The organism is Streptomyces sp. NPDC002619, from assembly GCF_042889305.1.
In the GTDB taxonomy this organism is placed as follows: domain Bacteria; phylum Actinomycetota; class Actinomycetes; order Streptomycetales; family Streptomycetaceae; genus Streptomyces.
Genome location: NZ_JBIAQV010000010.1, coordinates 31,683 through 49,829, shown reverse-complemented (window position 1 = coordinate 49,829; position 18,147 = coordinate 31,683). Strand labels below are relative to the sequence as shown.

Genomic DNA, 18,147 nt, shown 5'->3' with positions numbered 1-18,147 from the left:
TGATAGGGGCGGCCGTTGGGGATCTTAGGGTGCACTTAAGGAAGGGATCGGGAGCGGTTAAAGGTAGAGACCAATTTGCCGGTACGGCGGCGGCGTACGGCTCCTCGATGCCCCCTGCGCACCGGCTCGCGGCCGTCCAGCTGGATCCAGATGCGCACCTCGGTCCCGCCGAGCACCGAGGAGCCGATCCGTACGTCCCCGCCGGTCGACTCGGCGAGCCGACGCACGATGTCCAGGCCGAGGCCGGTCGAGCCGTCGTGGCCGGAGCCGCGGCCGCGGGCCATCGCGGCGGCCGGATCGGGGATGCCCGGGCCCGCGTCCGAGACGAGCACGATCACCGCGTCTTCGCCGTTGTGCACGTCCACGGCGAAGGCCGTGCCCTCGGCCGTGTGCCGGAAGACATTGCCGAGGAGCGCGTCGAGCGCGGCGGCCAGATCGGCGCGGGCCACGGGTATGCGCACCGGCCGGTCCACGCCGGCCACCCGCCATTTGCGGCCCTCGTCCTCGGCGAGCGCGGACCAGAAGCCCATGCGTTCGCGGACGACCTCGGCCGCGTCGCATCCGGCGCCCGGTCCCGCGGCGGCCGTCTGCGGCTTGGCGTCCCGGGCCGTACGGATGATGGTGTCGACCTCGCGTTCCAGCTGCGCGACCGCAGCCCGGGTCTGGTCGGCGGCCGGACCGTCGCCCAGAGAGGCCGCGTTGAGGCGCAGCACGGTCAGGGGCGTACGCAGGCGGTGGGACAGGTCGGCCGCCAGCTCCCGTTCGTTCGCGAGGAGTTGGACGACCTGGTCGGCCATCGAGTTGAACGCGACTGCGGCCAGCCGGAGTTCGTTCGGCCCCTCCTCCGGCACCCGTGCGCCGAGCTTCCCCTCCCCCAGTTCGTGCGCACCCTCGACGAGCCGCTGCGCGGGCTGCACCATCCGCACGCCCAGCCGGTCGGCGACGGCGACGGAGCCCACGGTCAGCGCGACCCCGACCGCCGCGAGGACCGCCCAGGCCGTGCCGACGCCGTTGCTGACCTCGGACTCGGGGACGTACACCTCGACGACCGCGATCGCGCCCGAGCTGAGGGCGACCGGCTGAAGCAGCGTGGAGCCGCCGGGCACCGCCGTGGTGGAGGCGCGGCCCAGCTTCCGTACGGTCGCGATGTCGCGGTCGGCGGCGCGCTGCCGGCCGAGGTCGACGGCCGCGGCGGTGTCGACGGCCGGTATATGCACGGCCATCCCGGAGTCGGAGCCCGCGGAGGCGACCACTCGCTCCAGCTTGTCGCGGTCGGTGGTGATGGACAGCGCCGGTGCGACGGCCGCGGCCTCGCGCTCGGCGCTGGAGAAGGCGCGGTCGCGAGCCATCTCCTTGATGACGAGGCCGAGGGGGACGGCGAAGGCGACCACGACCATCGTGGTGACCGCCAGACAGACCTTGACCAGTGCCCACCTCATCGCGGCGGCTCCGCTCCGCCGGGCGGCTCCAGCTTCACGCCGACGCCGCGCAGGGTGTGCAGATAGCGCGGCCGGGCGGCCGTCTCGCCCAGCTTGCGGCGCAGCCAGGACAGATGGACGTCGATGGTCTGGTCGTCGCCGTAGGCCTGCTGCCAGACCTCGGCGAGGAGTTCCCTGCGGGCCACGACCACGCCGGGCCGGCCGGCCAGGAAGGCGAGCAGGTCGAACTCGCGGCGGGTGAGGTCGAGCCGTACGCCGTCCAGTTCGGCCTGGCGGCGCAGCGGGTCGACGGTCAGGCCGCCGACGCGGATGACGGTGGACGGCGGGGCGTCCGTGGCGGTGGCACGGGAGCGGCGCAGGACGGCAGCGATCCGGGCCGAGAGGTGCTCGACGGAGAAGGGCTTGGTGAGGTAGTCGTCCGCCCCGGCGTTCAGCAGGCGCACGATCTCCGTCTCGTCGTCGCGCGCGGTGGCGATGATGACAGGCACGTCGGTGATGCCGCGCAGCATCTTGAGGGCCTCGGAGCCGTCCAGATCGGGCAGGCCGAGGTCCAGGATGACCACGTCGAATCGGAGGTGGGCGACCTCGCGCAGCGCCTCCAGTGCCGTAGCGACACTGCGCACGGTGTGCGAGGCGTCGGTCAGATGCCGGATGAGCGCCGAGCGTACGAACTGGTCGTCCTCGACCACGAGCACACTTGCCATGCGCCGCACCGTACGCCATGCGCGGATGGGGGTCCCCCGCCTGTGGATAACTCGGACCGGGTGCGGCCCGTGGGACGCGTGAGGCAGTATGGCCCGCGATGCTCCGCGGACTCGTACACGTACTGGCTTGGTCGCTCGCCACGGGCGCGGCGGTCACGCTGTCGTGGTGGGGTGTCCACACGGTGATGGCGGGGACGGCGTACGACCCGCCGCGCGCCCTGCCCATCACGGCGCCCGGCGCGACCACGCAGGGCTCGAAGCCCCTGGCGTCCTCGACATCCAAGCCGCCGTCCCCGTCGGCGAGCGCGTCGCACACCGCGTCCCCGGCCCGCCGCATGCCCGCCCCCTCGCCGAAGGCGCCGAAGCCGCCGACGAGCCCCGTCGCGTCCCCGTCGCCCACCGCCTCCGGGCAGATCAAGGCCTACGACACCGACGGCGGGCGGGCGGTGTTCGACCTCGGGAAGGCCGACGCGACGCTCGTCTCGGCGACGCCCGGGACCGGCTGGTCGATGCAGGTGTGGAAGACGCAGACGTGGATCCGGGTGGAGTTCGCCAAGGACACGGACCGGGTGTCGGTGTTCTGCAACTGGCACGACGGGCCCCCGCATGTCGAAGTGGGCACCTACTGACCTGAGTACCTGGTCAGCGGAACACCGAGGGCGGCGGGGCCGGGGAGGCCACCGCCGCCTCGTCCGTGACAGGAACCGCCCCGCCGGTGAAGTCCGTGAGCGGCTTGCCGTGTTCGAGGCGGGCGGGGTGCGGGTCGGAGGCGGCCCGGCGGGTGAGGTCGGCGATGGGCAGCGGGCGGTCGGCGGCGACCAGGACCGCGTTGCCGAACCGCTTGCCGCGCAGCACGGCCGGGTCGGCGATGAGCGCGAGCTCGGGGAAGCGGGCGGCGGCGGTGGCGATCTGGCCGCGCAGATGGGCGAGCGGCGGGCCGTCGGCGAGATTGGCGGCGTACACGCCGGTGGGGTTCAGAGCCCGGCGGACCTCGTCGAGGAACTCGGTCGAGGTGAGGTGGGCGGGCGTACGGGCGCCGCTGAACACGTCGGCGATGACAAGGTCGGCCCAGCCGTCCGGCACCTTGGCCAGACCCGCACGCGCGTCCGCCGCCCGCACCCGTATCCGGGCGGTGGGGTCCAACGGCAGCTCCCGGCGCACCAGTTGGACGAGGGACGCGTCACGCTCGACGACCTGCTGGGTGGAGCGGGGGCGGGTGGCGGCGACGTAACGGGCGAGGGTGAAGGCGCCGCCCCCGAGGTGCACGGCGTGCAGGGGGCGTCCGGGCGGGGCGACGAGGTCGATGACATGGCCGAGGCGCCGCTGGTACTCGAAGGAGAGGTACGCGGGGTCGTCGAGGTCGACGTGCGACTGCGGGGCCCCGTCGATCAGCAGCGTCCAGGCACGGCCGCGGTCCGGATCCGGGATGAGCTGCGCGAGCCCGCCGTCGACGGGCTCGGTGACGGCCGCGTCGGCGGCCGCCCTGCGCTTCGGATTCCTGGACCTGCCCATTCCGTCATTTTCGCAGGCCGGGCGTGCGCCCGCCGACCGCACAGTGGCGGGCGTCAGCTGCAGCTGTCCGCGGCCTCGATGATCCGGGCCGCCTCCCCCAGGGCCCGGCGCAGCACGGCCGGATCGGTGGAGAGGTCGGCCTCGCCGGGCGGCACCAGCCAGTCCGAGCCCACGACCGGCGGCTCCGGGTTGAGTCTCAGTCCCCGCCCGTCGGTCCCGGTGCATGTGCTCCCGGGGACGTCCCAGGCGGCGGCGGTGCCCTGCGGTACGAGGAAGCCAAGGGTGTCGTCCCCGTCGTCGTGCAGGACGGGCCCCACCGCGTCGCCCACCCCGCGCCGCAGGATGTCGATCGCCTCCAGCCCCTGCCGGGTCGGCACCGTCACGAGGTCGCAGGCGTTCGCCGACGACGTACAAGGTTCGTTGCTCTGGCTGGTCTCCATCCCGACCTCCACCACACCACGCAGCCCTTTGCGGTCCACACGGTTCAACGCGACAGCGGCGTCAACGGCAACGGCGCAAGTCCGCCGCAAAGGATGGCAGTTCATGGCAGATCGTGGGTGAGATATCCGGTTTGTAGCTAAACAATGCGTGGCGGGTCCATCACAGCAGGTACGTTCTTGCCCGCCGGAATCAGGGCGTCCCACGGGTGAGTTGATCCACTTCCACCCCGAGCCGACCAGAGTCCGGCATGGTTCGACGGTTCGCACGAGAGGACCCGGCCATGGCGTCGTCAATGGTGACCTCGTCACAACCCGACCGGCCAGCACGGCCGAACGCCGTCTTCCGGCAGCTGCGCGGCCGGCACTCACCGGCCGAGTTCGCCGCGCTGGTACGGCGTGCCGCCCGCGAGATCGGCGAGCGGGTCAGCTGTGACGCGCGCTACGTGGGCCGGGTCGAGGCGGGTGAGATCCGCTGCCCGAACTACGCGTACGAACGGGTGTTCCTGCACATGTTCCCCGGTCGCACGCTCGCCGACCTCGGCTTCGCGCCCCGCGCGTCCGTACGCGGACGCGGGGCGCGCCCGGCCGAGGAAGCGCCCCCCTCGTGCATCGCGAGCCCGGCGTACACGGCGGGTGAGATGCGCGGAGCCTTCGAGCCGTATGACACGCAGGACCCGTACGACACCGATGAGACGCACGACCCGCACGAGAACGACGAGAACCACGAGGAGAGCGACGTGCTACGTCGCGCATTCATGACCGGCGGAGGCGCCACGGTGGCCGCCGCGCTCGGCCCGTTCGGACTCACCATCGACGCCGCGGCCGCCGACCGGCCGCTGCGCCGCGTCGGCAGCGGCGAGGCTGCCGCCCTCGAGGAGGCCGTCCGCAGAATCCGGCTGCTCGACGACCGGCACGGCGCGGACGGCCTGTACCGGCGTGCGGCGGCTCCGCTGCGCGCCGCCTATGAGCTGCTGGACGCCGGCGCGACCCGTCAGACGACCGCCGACCGGCTGCACTCGGGCGCCGGTGAACTCGCCATCTCGGTGGGCTGGCTGGCACACGACTCCGGCCGCTTCGACGACGCCCGCTCGCACTACGCGGAGGCGCTGGCCACCGCCCGGATGACCAGTGACCCGGGGCTGGAGGCGCACGCCTTCTGCAACACGGCGTTCCTCGCGCGGGACGCTGGGCGGCCGCGGGAGGCGGTGCGGGCGGCACAGGCCGCGCAGCGGGTGGGACGCGAACTGGGCTCCGCGCGCCTGATGTCGCTGCTCGCGCTGCGGGAGGCGGGCGGCTGGGCGGGGCTCGCCGATCGCACCGGCTGCGAACAGGCGCTGGCCCGCGCGCAGGCCCTCTACGAACGCGGCCGCTCGGACGCCGACCCCGAGTGGATGAGCTTCTACGGAGAGGCCGAGCTCGAGGGCCTGGAGGCGCAGTGCTGGTCCACGCTGGGCGACTGGCCGCGGGCGGCCCGGCACGCGCGCCGCGCCGCCCAGCTCCAGGACCCCCACTTCACCCGGAACATCGCCCTGTACACCGCCGAACTCGCCGACGACCTCGCGCGCGGGGGGCGCCCCGACGAGGCGGCGCTGGCCGGGATGCGGGTCCTCGACCTTCTCGGCCAGGTGCAGTCGTCCCGCATCCAGACCATGCTGGCGGGCACGGCCCGGGTGCTGCTGCCGCACCGCCGGGCCTCGGGAGTGTCGGAGTTCCTGGAGCGTCACTCGACACTCCCGCGCGCGGTATGAGGCGCGGCTAACCGGCCAGGTGCAGGTGCCCGAGGTCGTTCCAGCTCTCGATCGCGGGTTCCCCGTAGGCCCAGCCCAGGACCGAGAGTGAAGTCGGGTTGAGGCGGATGCGTGCGGCGAAGTCCAGGGGAAGGCCCAGCCAACGGGCGCCTATGGAGCGCAGGATGTGCCCGTGGGCGAAGACCAGCACATCGCGGTCCGTCGCGCGCGCCCACTCCACCACTTCGTCCGCCCGCGCGGTGACCTGGGCGAGGGTCTCGCCCTCGGGGACGCCGTCGCGCCAGATCAGCCAGCCGGGGCGGACGGCCTGGATCCCGGCCGGGGTCATGCCCTCGTACGCGCCGTAGTCCCACTCCAGGAGCGTGTCCCACTCGGTGGCTCGCTCGCCGAACCCGGCGAGTTCGCACGTCGCACGCGCGCGTGCCAGCGGGCTGGTGCGCACCTCGACCCCGGGCAGCCCGTCGAACGGCGCCCGGTGCAGCCGCTCGCCGAGCAGCTTGGCACCGCGACGGCCCTCCTCCAGGAGCGGTACGTCGGTCCTGCCGGTGTGCTTTCCGGACAGTGACCACTCGGTCTGTCCGTGCCGGGCCAGCAGGATGCGCGGTGCCATGAAAGGGGCCTTTCCGGGAGAAGGGTCGAAAGTCAGAGAACCCGAGAATTCAGAGGCGGAATCCCCCCATCATCGCGCACGCTGTCGGGGGGCAACCCGGGGGCCGATCCGTGCGTCTTCGAGGACTGGAGCGCCCCGCATGTGCGGAATGTGTCCACCGTAAAGTGTCACGGTCGGCCCGCCGGGCGCCGCACGGAGGAAGAAGGGGGAGGGCGATCGGATGCCGCAGACCGAGACACCGGGCATCGAGGTGTCGCCGCGGACCCGGCTGCGCTGGTGGACCGAGCTGCCGCTGATCCTGCTGGTGTACGGCAGCTATTCGGCCGGCCGTCTGCTCGCCCGCGGTGACATCTCCAGCGCCGTCGACCACGGCCTGGCGGTCCTGCGGATCGAGAAGGTCCTGCGCCTCAATGCCGAGCACCCGCTCAACCGGCTGTTCACGCGCGAGGCGTGGCTCGGAGTGCCGGCCGACTTCTGGTACGCGTCGCTGCACTACCTGGTCACTCCGGTGATCCTGGTCTGGCTCTTCCGGTTCCGCACCGCCCACTACCGCGCCGCCCGCACCTGGCTGATGACGTCCACGTTCATCGGTCTGATCGGCTTCACGCTGCTGCCGACCTGCCCGCCCCGGCTCCTCTCGCCGGGCCACGGGTTCGTGGACACGATGTCCCAGTACAGCTCGTACGGCTGGTGGGCCGGGCAGGCCAGCGCCCCCCGGGGCCTGGGCAGCATGACGAACCAGTACGCGGCGATGCCCAGCCTGCACGTGGGCTGGGCGCTGTGGTGCGGTGTGATGCTGTGGCGGTACGGCGGCACGCGCGCGACGAAGGTCTTCGGCGTGGCCTATCCGCTGCTGACCGCGATCGTGGTCATGGGCACCGCGAACCACTACTTCCTGGACGCGGTCGCGGGCGTCGCCGTGATGGGCGCCGGACTCCTGCTCGCGCCGTACGTGCTGCGTACGGGGAATCTGCTCAGGGCCCGCCTGAGCCCGCGTGACACAGCGGTCCCGGTGGCCCCGGGCACCGCGGGCTCCCCGATTGTCAGTGGCGGATGCCAGACTTCCCCGGGTGAGCGATTTCCACGGCAGCGCAAGGAGCGGTTCGGCACCGGAGCCGAGCCGGACACCTCCTCCAAGGACGCGGGAGAAGGGGCTCCGGCAGCGGCTCGCTGAGCTGCGCGGTCCCGAGGTACCGGCCAAGGCACTGGACGCGCGCGCCCTCGCGGCGCTCGCCGCGAACCCGGGGTGCCGCAGGCGCGCGATCCTGGACGGCGCCGGGGTGGACAAGGCGGCGCTGGCGAGCGCGCTCGGCTCACCGTCGGCGTTCGGCCAGTCGCAGTTCGCCCTCACCCGGGGCAACGCCTTCGAGGCGCGGGTGAAGGCCGACGGCGGCGCGGAGATACTGAAGCTGGTGCACGAGCGCCTCGACCCGGCCGCCGTACCGCCGCGCGAGGCCGCCGTACCAGACCTGTCGGCGGTCGGCCCCGAGGGACGTACGGCCCGTACGGCGCTGGCGTTGCGCGAGGCCACCGGCGCGCCCGGCACCTGGACGCTGCTCGACCACCCGATGCTCGCCCTGGACGTCGCGGGCTCCCCCGCTTTCCTGGAGCCGGACGCCGTAGTCGTGCACCCGGACGGCAGCTGGACGGTCGTGGAGATCAAGTCCTTCCCGATGCTGGACGGTTCGGCGGACCCGGCGAAGGTGGGCGCGGCCGCGCGCCAGGCAGCGGTGTACGTGCTGGCCCTGGAGGAGGTCGCTGCGCGACTTGAACCCGCCCCGCGCGTGCGTCACCGGGTCCTGCTGGTGTGTCCCAAGGACTTCTCCAACCTGCCCACGGCCTCCGCGGTCGACGTCCGCAAGCAGCGCGCGGTCACCGCCCGCCAGTTGGCCCGGCTCACGCGCGTGCAGGACATCGCCGACAGCCTCCCGGAAGGCACCTGCTTCGCCCCGGACCGGCCGGCCGGCGAACTCACGAGCGCGGTCGAGTCGGTCCCGGCGATGTATGCGCCCGAGTGCCTGGCCGCCTGCGAACTCGCCTTCCACTGCCGGGACCGCTCGCGCACGGTCGGCGCGGTGACCACCCTCGGCCGCCCGGTCCGCGCCGAACTGGGCGGGCTGACCACGGTCGACGACGTGCTGTCGGCGGCCCGCGGCGAGAGCGGCGACCCTGACGACCCGGCGGTGGCGGCCCTGCGCAGGGCGGCGGCGCTGCGGCAAGAAGCCCTCGCGGCGGCCGGCCGGGAGGTGGCTCCTTGTCGCTGATCGCCACCCTGGCCCGCCTGGAGGCCGTCAGCACCGGGCGCGCCCACCCCGCCGCCACCTTGCGGCACCGCCATCTGTCTGACCGCCCCCTCGTGTTCGTGCCGCTCACCACGGCCGGTGAGGCCGGTGCCCCGCTCGGCGCGCTGGTGGGCACCGACCGGGACGCGCCGCGCCTGCTGGTGGTGCCACAGCCGCGCGACCGCGACCTGCGCTTCGCGTTCCTCGCCGAACTCGCCGATGTCGTCCTGCCGTACGTCGACTCGTACGCCGACTCCGTGGAGGCCGCCGAGCGCACCGAGACCGACCCGGAGACCGGCAAGCGGGTCAAGGTCGAGGTGGAACTGTGCGCGGACGCACCCCAGTTGATCGTGCCGAGCCGCGCGGGCATCGAGTTCGTACGGCTGCTGGGCCGTTCCATGCGGTTCCGCCGCACCGCCGAGCAGGAGCCCGAGGCCCCGTATCCGGCACCGCCCCGGGTGCCGCTGCTCGGGCGGTGGCTGACCCACTTCGGGGAGCGGGCCCGCGTTCCCGGCTCCTCGCTGCTGCTCGCCCTGACCGAGGTGCTGGGCCGGCACTGGGCGACCGGCCAGTCCAGCCTGGAGGACCAACACCTGGGCGCACTGCTCGCCTGGATCGACCCGCCCGAGGGCGAGACCGGCGCCACGGCGGCGCTGCATGCCGAACTCACCCGTGAAAAGGGCCAGTTGCTGTGCCCGCCCGCGGGCCCGGCCACCGACCCGGCGTTCGACAACAAGCTGCTCGCCCCCGCCATCGAGCGCTACGACCGCGCTCGTACGGCTCTGGCCACTGCCGAGGACGGCCTGGCCGCCGACGACCGGCTCGGTGAACTCACCGCGGCCGAGCAGGAGATCCGCCGACTGGTCCTCAGCCAGCTGCAGCCCACCTGGCAGAAGGTCTGGCAGGGCCTCGACCTGCTGCGGGAGCTGCCCGAGGGTGCGCATGTCGAGGAGCGCTGGACCCGCGACCGCTGGTCGTTCACCGGTCATCGCGACCGCGTCCTCGCCGGCGAGCCCCCGCAGCCGCGCCGCGACGACGCGGTCACCGCCGCCAACAAGCTCGCCACGCGCGAGCGCGAACAGGCCCGCCTGGAGGCCCAGGAGGCGCTCGACGATCCGCTGGTGATGGCCGGGCGGCGGCTGGCCGGTGAGGCGTTCGCGGGCGAGGTCGTCGAGGTCGTGATGGCGTACAGCGAGGGCAAGCGGCCCAGTCCGCGCCCGCTGGTCACCGTCCGCACGGACGACCGGCCGCACCTCGGTGAGCGGGCGAGGGTGTACCGCGCGCTGGGCGGCAAGCCGCAGTCGGCGGAGTTCGTCGGCCACGAGGGCGAGGGGCTGGTGGTCCTGCGGATCGTCGACAAGATGGGCCGCGGCAAGGAGCCGGAGGCCGGATCGGTGCCCGAGAAGGGCGACCGGCTGTGCTTCACGCTGTTCGAGCACGAGCAGCGCGGCGGGGCGAAACTGCCCGACCCGGAGGAGACCCCGTGGACGCACGGCGGCCCGCCGGGCGAGGCGGTACCCGAGACTCCCGACACCGTGACCGAGGAGGACGTCCTGTGACGGCGCCGGCCTTCGACCCTGCCGCCGCGGCGACGCGAGCCACCGACGCGATCCTGGGCGACACCCTGCACGGCACCCATCGGGGCGTGGTCGTGGACTCCCCGCCCGGTGCCGGGAAGTCCACGCTCGTGGTCCGGGCGGCGCTCGAACTCGCGGACTCGGGGCGCCCGTTGATGGTGGTGGCGCAGACGAACGCCCAGGTCGACGACCTGGTCCTGCGCCTCGCGGAGAAGAACCCCGAACTGCCGGTCGGCCGTCTGCACAGCAGCGACACCGACCCGTACGACAAGGCGCTGGACGACCTGCCGAACGTCCGCAAGTCGGCGAAGGCGGCCGAGCTGACCGGCATCCCGGTCGTGCTCTCGACGGCCGCGAAGTGGGCGCACGTCAAGGTGGACGAGCCGTGGCGGCACGCGATCGTGGACGAGGCGTACCAGATGCGCTCGGACAGCCTGCTCGCCGTGGCCGGGCTGTTCGAGCGGGCGCTGTTCGTGGGCGACCCGGGACAGCTGGACCCGTTCGCGATCGTGGGCAGCGAGCAGTGGGCGGGGCTGTCGTACGACCCCTCGGCCTCGGCGGTGACCACCCTGCTGGCCCACAACCCGAATCTCCCGCAGCACCGCCTCCCGGTGTCCTGGCGCCTCCCGGCGTCGGCGGCGCCCCTGGTCTCGGACGCCTTCTACCCCTACACCCCGTTCCGCAGCGGCACGGACCACGGCGACCGGCGCCTGTCCTTCGCGGTGCCGTCTGACGGCTCCGGCCCCGACCGGGTGATCGACGAGGCGGCGGCTTCAGGCTGGGGCCTACTGGAGCTGCCCGCCCGGCACACCCCGCGCACGGACCCGGAGGCGGTGCGTGCGGTGGCGACGGTGGTACGGCGTCTGCTGGACCGGGGCGGCGCGGCGACGTCGGAGCGCTCACCGGACCCCGCGCCGGTGACGGCCGACCGGATCGCCGTCGGCACGGCGCACCGCGACCAGGCGGCGGCGGTCCGCTCGGCGCTGGCCGAGCTGGGCGTCACGGACGTCACGGTGGACACGGCGAACCGGCTCCAGGGCCGGGAGTACGACGTGACGGTGGTCCTCCACCCGCTCTCCGGCCGCCCCGACGCCACGGCGTTCCACCTGGAAACGGGCCGCCTGTGCGTCCTGGCCTCCCGCCACCGCCAGGCCTGCATCATGATCTGCCGCGCCGGCGTGACCGACCTCCTGGACGACTACCCGTCCACGGAACCGGTCCAGCTGGGAACGGTGGTGAAGTTCCCCGACGGGTGGGAGGCGAATCACGCGGTGCTGGCACATTTGGCGGAACACCGGGTGGCCTGGCGGCCATGACACACACCCGGCGCCCGATCAACCAACGCCCGGCACGCACCCCGCACCCGCCGGACGGAGTCCGGCACGCCGCCGGAGGCGGCCAAGGGATACAGCCCCGACGGCTGGGAGGCGAATCACGCGGTGCTGGCACATTTGGCGGAACACCGGGTGACCTGGCGGCCTTGAACATCTGGCGGCTGAACCGAGGGGTGCCGTCCGAGGAGCCCTTGCGCGGGCGCGAGACAATGGTTGGTGGCCCACCCAATGGCGAGGCCCATCGAACTGTACGAGGAGGAGAAGACATGGCGGAGCCCACGCCGCGTCGGAACGAACCGCGGCTACGCCCCGCGCCCCTGCTCTTCGAGCCCCAGGAGGCGGCCGCCGACCCCGAGCACTTCTTCGATCTGGAGTCGATCGACGACCCCCGCGCCCTGCTGGCCCGGGCGACGGAGCTGACCCAGGCGTTCCGCGCGGCCGCCGACCGTGCCGTGGAGTACCAGGCCATCGCGGCGGCCCAGCTCGCCGACCCGCGCCGCTTCGACCGTCTGACGCCGGCGGACATCGCGGAGCGCGCGGAGTGGACCGAGGACTACGCGAAGAAGATGGTGGAGTTCGGCCAGGACCTGATGCGGGGCGTCGGCGCCGAGGGCCGGGGCACCGCCGACCCCGTGTAGGCACTCGGTACGGGCCATGCGGCATATGCCAGGCGGGCACGATACGCCCCTCCCCGGCTCTCTGTCCCGGATTCCCACAACTCTCCGGAACCGATTGCTCACGAGCGGTAGATATATCCGCCATGAGCAGCACACGGAATGTCACCGCTGACGGCGCCGCCTGGCTGGCCTCCGCAGGAACGTATACGCGGAGCACGCTCGCGTACTGGGAGGAGCGGCCCGACGCCCCGGTCGTCCTCCCCTGCGGCACCGTCTTCGACGTGGTGAACGCACCGGCGATCTTCGGTCGCCGGATGCTGGACCGATTGTGGGACGTGGGCCCAGGCTCCGGCCCGGTCGCGATGTTCCGGAACCGCCTGCTTCTGTTCGCGGCGCCCGGCACGGCGCAGCGGCTGCCGTCGCTGCTGGAGTGGGAGGAATGGGGGTCGCACGTACCGTCGCTTCTGTGTCACGGAAACAGCGACGCGGTGACTGTCCCGGCCCCGCACGGCGACGGTTCCCCGGACCCCTCCGGCTCCCGCTGGCTGGTGGCCCCCGACACGCGTCATCCCTGGTTACCGGGCCCCGAGGTCCTGCTCTGGGCGGCCGTCGGAGCGGCTCGCGCGACCGTGCGGATATCGATTTTTCCTCCCCCCGATCAGGGTGCTAAGGTCTACGACGTCAGCAGGCGCCGCTAGCTCAGTTGGTTAGAGCAGCTGACTCTTAATCAGCGGGTCCGGGGTTCGAGTCCCTGGCGGCGCACGATGGCGATGGCGAGGCGTGTTCGCGGACAGCGCGAACCTCCTCGCCATCGTTGTTTTTGCACGGCTTCGCCGCGCGTTGTGGGGGCCTCGCCACCCACACCCCCTACCAGGTCGCCCTTGGCCGGAAAGTCGGCACGTAGCTCCCCCGGCGTTCAGCCGGTCACCCTCGGCGTGATCTTCACCGTCCACGCCCCCGACGCCGTACGCCCCTCCACCTCCACCTTCACCCCTTCCCCCGGCACCGTGAAGCTCTCGCCCAGGGCCACCGGGGCGTCCGCGAGCGGGGGGTAGACCGAGCCCTCCCAGCAGGCCTCCGTGTGCGGGTGGGCGTCCACGACCTCGATCGGGCCGCCGCCGGAGTCCTTGCCGCTGCGCACCCGGTACACCAGTACGCCCTGCCGGCACTCCGCGTGGTCGTTCCCGGCCGGTCCCCGCGCCTCGAAGGCGAGCGCGGTGTCGGGGCCGGTGCGGACGACGGCCAGTTTCACGCCGCCACCGAGGCCGAACGCCTCGGGCCCGGCGGCGCCCACGTCCGGCTTCTCCTCCCCGGCGGACAGCGGCTCCAGGGTCAGCCGCGTCGGCGCGGCGCCCCGTACGCACACCACCTGGCGCGGATTCAGCCAGCCCAGCCTCCACTTGTGCCAGGCGAACAGATCCGGCGCGAGACCGAACTGGCTGCCCATCAGGTCCCAGTCGCCGACGTACGTGTCCCAGTCCCCCTTCCCGTCGGCCGGGCGGTGGTACAGGTCCGGCAGATCGAAGACGTGGCCCGTCTCATGGGCGAGGACCAGCCGGTCCGGCGGGTGCTTCTCGAAGACCGTGACGACGCGGCGGACGTCCTTGCCGTCGAGACGCACCGGGTTCTGCAGGTTGACGACCTTCGTCGCGTCGGAGTCCACGCCGGGCGCGTCCGGATCGGCCACGAAGTAGACGACGTCGTAGCGCGAGTAGTCGACCTCGCGATCCGTCGCCGCGAACGCGTCGCGCAGATAGGCGGACCGCTCCGTCCCGTCCCAGTCGCGTCTTATGGCATACGACGTCGAGCGCCGCGGCATGCGGATCCAGTGGCTCAGCGGATGCGGGTGCAGCGTGAACCGGCCGTAGGAGGCCTGCTCGAAGAAGCGGCTGGTGGCGGGGAAGTGGTCGGCGGTCAGTTCGGCCGGGGTGTTGTGGGGGGTGGCGTCCGGGAAGGAGAGGAACACCATCACGGCGTCGAGGGCGCGGGTCGGGCGCGTGTAGGCGGCGTTCCAGGTGTCGACGCCCTCGGAGTGGTGCGCCTGGCTGCGCTGGAGGGCGCAGGGCGCGGTCGAGAACGGCTCGGCGACCGAGGGGCCGGTCAGGATCGAGGTCGCGGCCAACGCCGACATGGTTGTGAACACGGCGGCGGTGCTGCGCAGCTGGCGACGCGGCACGGGTGGACCTCCGGGAGCGGTTCGCGGGACACCGCACCCAGCGTGTGACAGTTCGTTACTGTTTGCCCTGTTTGTCTACACCAGAAGGGTGAGGACCGAGGGGCGTCCCCGAATGGCCGACACCCCGAACCGCTCACGGAACGTCACAAGTGGTCGGGGGGGCTCGAAGAACCCGTCCAGGCGCGGGCAGAAACGATCTGTCAGAACGGTCGTCGCTTCGGGGACACTGGACATTGGCTGGAAGGCCTTCGGGCCAGCATCTATGATCGGCACACTTTCCGGCACGGACAGAGATCGAGTGCACTGCGGGAGCGAGCGGTGAGCGGAACGTCCGAAGGGCCGACGCCCGCGGCAGACCTCGACCGGTCGGCCGTCACAGAGAGCGACCATGTCTATCATCGCGCTTTCGCGACCGCTCCCCTCGCCATGGCCGTCGTCGACGGCGAGGGTCTGGTCGTCAGCGCCAATGACGCGTTCGGCGCACTGCTCGGCACCGAACCCGAGAGCCTGACCGGACGCCTCGCCGCCGACCTCGTCGACCTGGCCTCCGACGCCCGCTCCTGGCACGCCTACCGCGAGGTGCTGCGCGGCCGGCACGCGAAGCTGCGCTGCACCCGGCGGCTGAAGCAGCCCGACGGCCGCTCGGTGTGGGCGCAGCTCACCGTCGCGCCGCTGACCGGGCCGCAGGCCGGCGTGCTGCTCTCCGTCGCCGACATCAGCGCCCGCCGTGAACTACAGGCCAAACTGCGGCACTTGCAGATGCACGACCCGGTGACCCGGCTGCCCAACCGCACGCTGTTCTTCGAGCGTCTGACGGCCGCGCTGGAGGCGGAGTCGTACGAACAGAGCGGCACCGGCCGCATCGGCCTGTGCTATCTCGACCTCGACGGCTTCAAGGCGGTCAACGACACCCTCGGCCATCGCGTCGGCGATCGGCTGCTCGCCGCCGTGGCCGAGCGGCTGACCCAGGTCGCCGACGAGAACGGTTTCGCGCGGGCGGGCGCGCCCCTGGTGGCGCGGCTGGGCGGCGACGAGTTCGCGCTCCTCGTGGAGGACTCGACCGGCACGGACCAGCTCGCCGACCTCGCCGAGTCCGCGCTGGCGGCTCTCCAGAAGCCCTTCGACATCGCGGGCCGGCGCCTGTCCCTGTCGGCCTCGATCGGTGTGGTCGAGCGGCACGCGGCCGGGACCACGGCCACCGGTCTGATGCAGGCGGCCGACACCACCCTGTACTGGGCGAAGGCCGACGGAAAGTCCCGATGGACCCTGTTCGACCCGGAGCGCAACGCGCACCGCATGACCCGGCAGGCCCTGTCCTCGACGCTCCGCCCGGCCATCGACCGGGGTGAATTCGTCCTCGACTACCAGCCGTTGGTCGGTATGGAGGACGGCAGGCTGCACGGCGTCGAGGCGCTGGTGCGCTGGCACCACCCGCAGTTCGGCACGCTGACGCCGAATCGGTTCATCGGATTGGCGGAGGAAGACGGTTCGATCGTGCCGCTCGGCCGCTGGGCGCTGGCCACGGCCTGCCGCCAGGCCCGCAGTTGGCAGTTGGCCCACCCGAGCGAGCCGCCGATCTTCGTGAGCGTCAATGTGGCGGTGCGCCAGGTGTGGGACTCCGACCTGGTCGCGGACGTGGCCAGGACCCTGGCGGAGACGGGCCTGGCGCCGCATCTGCTGCAACTCGAGCTGACGGAGTCCGCGGTGATGGGCTCGGCGGGCCGTCCGCTGCAGGCGCTCCAAGCGCTCAGCGACATGGGGGTGCGCATCGCCATCGACGACTTCGGCACGGGCTACTCGAACCTGGCGTACCTGAGCCGGCTGCCGGTGTCGGTCCTCAAGCTGGACGGCTCGTTCGTACGGGGTTTCCAGTACGACGACCCGGGGGACCGTCCGAATCCGGCCGACGAGGTCGTGGTGGAGGCGATGATCCAGCTCGCGCACCGGCTCGGGCTGACCGTCACCGCCGAGTGCGTGGAGACGTCGGCACAGGCGACGCGGCTGCGGCACATCGGCTGCGACACCGGCCAGGGGTGGCTGTACTCCCGTCCGGTGCCGCCGGATCGTATCTCCGAACTGCTCGGCACGCAGTCCTACGCGGTGGGCAACCCGTAGGCGTCCGCGATCAGTTCGTAGGAACGCAGCCGCAGTTCGCCGCGGTGGGCGTGCGAGGTGAGCATCAACTCGTCGGCGCCGGTGCGCTGTTGCAGGGCGTCGAGTCCGGCGCGGACCTCGTCCGCGGTGCCGTGCACGATGTTGCCCGCCCAGGACCGCACGAAGTCCTCCTCCATGGGGCTGAACTCGTACTTCTCGGCCTCGTCCGGGTCGGGGAAGAGCCCCGGGCGGCCGGTGCGCAGCCGGATCATGTTCAGCGCGGTGGCCTTCACCTGCCGGGCGGCATCCCGCTCGTCGTCCGTGGCGAGCGTCGAGACGCCGATGAGGGCGTACGGCTCGTCGAGCACGTCGGACGGCCGGAAGAGCTCCCGGTACAGGTCGAGCGCCGGGATGGTGTTCTGCGCGGAGAAGTGGTGCGCGAAGGCGAAGGGCAGTCCGAGCAGGGCGGCGAGCCGGGCGCTGAAGCCGGAGGAGCCGAGCAGCCAGACGGGCGGGCGGTGCGGGGACTGGACGCCGCCGGGGGCGGAGCCCTGCACGGGGCCGGGGATGGCGTGGATGCGCCGGTAGGGGTGGCCGTCCTGGAAGTCGTCGTCCAGGAAGCGGGTCAGCTCGGCGAGTTGCTGCGGGAAGTCGTCGGCGCCCTCGTTGAGGGTGTCGGTACGGCGCAGTGCGGCGGCGGTGGCTCCGTCGGTGCCGGGGGCGCGACCGAGGCCGAGGTCGATCCGCCCCGGTGCCATGGCCTCCAGGGTGCCGAACTGCTCGGCGATGACGAGGGGCGCGTGGTTCGGCAGCATCACGCCGCCCGAGCCGAGCCGGATGCGGTCGGTGTGGGCGGCGAGGTGGGCGAGGATCACGGCGGGCGAGGAGGAGGCGACGCCCGGCATGGAGTGGTGCTCGGCGACCCAGTACCGGTGAAAGCCCCGCGCCTCGGCGAGCCGGGACAGCTCGACGCTGGTGCGCAGGGCGTCGGTGGCGGTACTGCCGACGCCGACGGTCACCAGGTCCAGTACGGAGAGGGGGACGGGGGCGGTGCCGTGCGTCGTACCCCGGATCTCATCTGCCGACACGCTGGTGCCTCCTGTGTTCGACCGTGCAGTTGCCTCCGGTGCTTAACAGGAGGCGGTCTCCGGTTTATTCCCGGGCGGGAAGGTCGGGGGGTGCCGGGGCGGCGCGGCCGAGTCTGCGGGGGGCAGAGCAGTCCGGCGGAACGGGCCTGCGTTCCGCCGGCCGGCGCGGGTGCCGGACGCCCGGGTGCGGCCCCGGGCGTGAGAGCGCGCCCCGGGCGAATGGACCCCGGAATCGCGAGCGACCGCGCGGGACGCCCGGAGTCTGTCGGGGGGGCGGGAGCGGCGTACGGCGGATGCCGGGTGGCACGCGGGACCCGGCCCGGACGGCGCGGGCGCTGAACGAGAGGGTGCCGCCCCGGGCATAAGAGCGCGGCCCCGGGCGAATGGACCCCGGGGTCGCGAGCGACCGCGCGGGACGCCCGGAGTCTGTCGGGGGGCGGGAGCGGCGTACGGCGGATGCCGGGTGGCACGCGGGACCCGGCCCGGACGGCGCGGGCGCTGAACGAGAGGGTGCCGCCCCGGGCAT

At 72.8% G+C, this 18,147-nt stretch carries 16 protein-coding genes and 1 tRNA gene; 10 read left to right on the top strand and 7 right to left on the bottom strand.

The genetic code is table 11. The features are described 5' to 3' along the window. Positions 1–35: 35 nt before the first annotated feature. Together ACFYXB_RS18355 and ACFYXB_RS18350 are read right to left on the bottom strand one after the other, a co-directional pair. A complete protein-coding gene (locus ACFYXB_RS18355; protein WP_389583304.1) occupies positions 36–1,439 on the bottom strand; it encodes a sensor histidine kinase in 1,404 nt (467 codons plus the stop codon). Continuing rightward, a complete protein-coding gene (locus ACFYXB_RS18350; RefSeq protein WP_389583301.1) occupies positions 1,436–2,143 on the bottom strand; it encodes a response regulator transcription factor in 708 nt (235 codons plus the stop codon). Before ACFYXB_RS18350 ends, ACFYXB_RS18355 begins: the two co-directional genes overlap by 4 nt. 98 nt (positions 2,144–2,241) lie before the next feature. Between ACFYXB_RS18350 and ACFYXB_RS18345 the strand changes: the two genes are divergently transcribed. Beyond that, positions 2,242–2,772, top strand: coding sequence for a hypothetical protein (locus tag ACFYXB_RS18345; RefSeq protein WP_389583298.1), 531 nt, complete (start codon positions 2,242–2,244; stop codon positions 2,770–2,772). Positions 2,773–2,785: 13 nt separating this feature from the next. Here ACFYXB_RS18345 and ACFYXB_RS18340 read toward each other — a convergent pair whose 3' ends face one another. Further along, entirely contained in the window at positions 2,786–3,655 is an 870-nt protein-coding gene (locus tag ACFYXB_RS18340; protein ID WP_389583295.1) for a spermidine synthase, read from the bottom strand. 53 nt (positions 3,656–3,708) lie between these two features. Then, entirely contained in the window at positions 3,709–4,095 is a 387-nt protein-coding gene (locus ACFYXB_RS18335) for a hypothetical protein (protein ID WP_389583293.1), read from the bottom strand. A 281-nt stretch (positions 4,096–4,376) separates the two neighbouring features. Here ACFYXB_RS18335 and ACFYXB_RS18330 point away from each other — a divergent pair, with 281 nt between their 5' ends. After that, entirely contained in the window at positions 4,377–5,843 is a 1,467-nt protein-coding gene (locus ACFYXB_RS18330) for a hypothetical protein (protein WP_389583290.1), read from the top strand. 7 nt (positions 5,844–5,850) lie between these two features. On the opposite strand, the gene ACFYXB_RS18325 is transcribed toward ACFYXB_RS18330, so the two are convergent. Then, the gene (locus tag ACFYXB_RS18325) at positions 5,851–6,453 is read right to left on the bottom strand and encodes a histidine phosphatase family protein (RefSeq protein ID WP_389583287.1); all 603 of its coding nucleotides are present in this window, start codon (positions 6,451–6,453) and stop codon (positions 5,851–5,853) included. Positions 6,454–6,673: 220 nt separating this feature from the next. On the opposite strand from ACFYXB_RS18325, the gene ACFYXB_RS18320 reads away from it, so the two are divergent. The 7 genes from ACFYXB_RS18320 (at position 6,674) to ACFYXB_RS18290 (ending at position 13,025) form a co-directional block, all read left to right on the top strand. Further along, positions 6,674–7,627 (top strand): phosphatase PAP2 family protein, encoded by a 954-nt coding sequence (locus ACFYXB_RS18320; protein WP_389583284.1) that lies wholly within the window; start codon positions 6,674–6,676, stop codon positions 7,625–7,627. Beyond that, positions 7,524–8,717 (top strand): hypothetical protein, encoded by a 1,194-nt coding sequence (locus ACFYXB_RS18315; RefSeq protein ID WP_389583281.1) that lies wholly within the window; start codon positions 7,524–7,526, stop codon positions 8,715–8,717. The genes ACFYXB_RS18320 and ACFYXB_RS18315 overlap by 104 nt, the downstream gene beginning before the upstream one ends. Continuing rightward, entirely contained in the window at positions 8,708–10,294 is a 1,587-nt protein-coding gene (locus ACFYXB_RS18310) for a hypothetical protein (RefSeq protein WP_389583278.1), read from the top strand. The genes ACFYXB_RS18315 and ACFYXB_RS18310 overlap by 10 nt, the downstream gene beginning before the upstream one ends. Further along, entirely contained in the window at positions 10,291–11,628 is a 1,338-nt protein-coding gene (locus ACFYXB_RS18305; protein ID WP_389583276.1) for an AAA domain-containing protein, read from the top strand. The genes ACFYXB_RS18310 and ACFYXB_RS18305 overlap by 4 nt, the downstream gene beginning before the upstream one ends. A gap of 284 nt (positions 11,629–11,912) precedes the next feature. After that, positions 11,913–12,284 (top strand): hypothetical protein, encoded by a 372-nt coding sequence (locus tag ACFYXB_RS18300; protein ID WP_389583273.1) that lies wholly within the window; start codon positions 11,913–11,915, stop codon positions 12,282–12,284. 122 nt (positions 12,285–12,406) lie between these two features. Then, on the top strand, positions 12,407–12,961 hold the full coding sequence (locus ACFYXB_RS18295; RefSeq protein WP_389583271.1) for a bifunctional DNA primase/polymerase: 555 nt from the start codon (positions 12,407–12,409) through the stop codon (positions 12,959–12,961). Continuing rightward, positions 12,952–13,025 (top strand) — tRNA-Lys (locus ACFYXB_RS18290). Before ACFYXB_RS18295 ends, ACFYXB_RS18290 begins: the two co-directional genes overlap by 10 nt. A gap of 154 nt (positions 13,026–13,179) precedes the next feature. Here ACFYXB_RS18290 and ACFYXB_RS18285 read toward each other — a convergent pair. Next, positions 13,180–14,394 (bottom strand): M6 family metalloprotease domain-containing protein, encoded by a 1,215-nt coding sequence (locus tag ACFYXB_RS18285; protein WP_389583672.1) that lies wholly within the window; start codon positions 14,392–14,394, stop codon positions 13,180–13,182. A gap of 363 nt (positions 14,395–14,757) precedes the next feature. On the opposite strand from ACFYXB_RS18285, the gene ACFYXB_RS18280 reads away from it, so the two are divergent. Beyond that, positions 14,758–16,554 carry a putative bifunctional diguanylate cyclase/phosphodiesterase gene (locus tag ACFYXB_RS18280; RefSeq protein ID WP_389583269.1) on the top strand — a complete coding sequence of 599 codons (1,797 nt, stop codon included), beginning with the start codon at positions 14,758–14,760 and terminating at the stop codon, positions 16,552–16,554. On the opposite strand, the gene ACFYXB_RS18275 is transcribed toward ACFYXB_RS18280, so the two are convergent. Further along, positions 16,533–17,621, bottom strand: coding sequence for an LLM class flavin-dependent oxidoreductase (locus ACFYXB_RS18275; RefSeq protein WP_389583267.1), 1,089 nt, complete (start codon positions 17,619–17,621; stop codon positions 16,533–16,535). The genes ACFYXB_RS18280 and ACFYXB_RS18275 overlap by 22 nt on opposite strands. Positions 17,622–18,147: the final 526 nt, after the last annotated feature.

Excerpts from the sequence above, each read along its gene's own strand:
- ACFYXB_RS18355 (WP_389583304.1), bottom strand. The coding sequence starts at position 1,439 with ATGAGGTGGGCACTGGTCAAGGTCTGTCTGGCGGTCACCACGATGGTC.
- ACFYXB_RS18350 (WP_389583301.1), bottom strand. The coding sequence starts at position 2,143 with ATGGCAAGTGTGCTCGTGGTCGAGGACGACCAGTTCGTACGCTCGGCG.
- ACFYXB_RS18345 (WP_389583298.1), top strand. The coding sequence starts at position 2,242 with ATGCTCCGCGGACTCGTACACGTACTGGCTTGGTCGCTCGCCACGGGC.
- ACFYXB_RS18340 (WP_389583295.1), bottom strand. The coding sequence starts at position 3,655 with ATGGGCAGGTCCAGGAATCCGAAGCGCAGGGCGGCCGCCGACGCGGCC.
- ACFYXB_RS18335 (WP_389583293.1), bottom strand. The coding sequence starts at position 4,095 with ATGGAGACCAGCCAGAGCAACGAACCTTGTACGTCGTCGGCGAACGCC.
- ACFYXB_RS18330 (WP_389583290.1), top strand. The coding sequence starts at position 4,377 with ATGGCGTCGTCAATGGTGACCTCGTCACAACCCGACCGGCCAGCACGG.
- ACFYXB_RS18325 (WP_389583287.1), bottom strand. The coding sequence starts at position 6,453 with ATGGCACCGCGCATCCTGCTGGCCCGGCACGGACAGACCGAGTGGTCA.
- ACFYXB_RS18320 (WP_389583284.1), top strand. The coding sequence starts at position 6,674 with ATGCCGCAGACCGAGACACCGGGCATCGAGGTGTCGCCGCGGACCCGG.
- ACFYXB_RS18300 (WP_389583273.1), top strand. The coding sequence starts at position 11,913 with ATGGCGGAGCCCACGCCGCGTCGGAACGAACCGCGGCTACGCCCCGCG.
- ACFYXB_RS18295 (WP_389583271.1), top strand. The coding sequence starts at position 12,407 with ATGAGCAGCACACGGAATGTCACCGCTGACGGCGCCGCCTGGCTGGCC.
- ACFYXB_RS18285 (WP_389583672.1), bottom strand. The coding sequence starts at position 14,394 with ATGTCGGCGTTGGCCGCGACCTCGATCCTGACCGGCCCCTCGGTCGCC.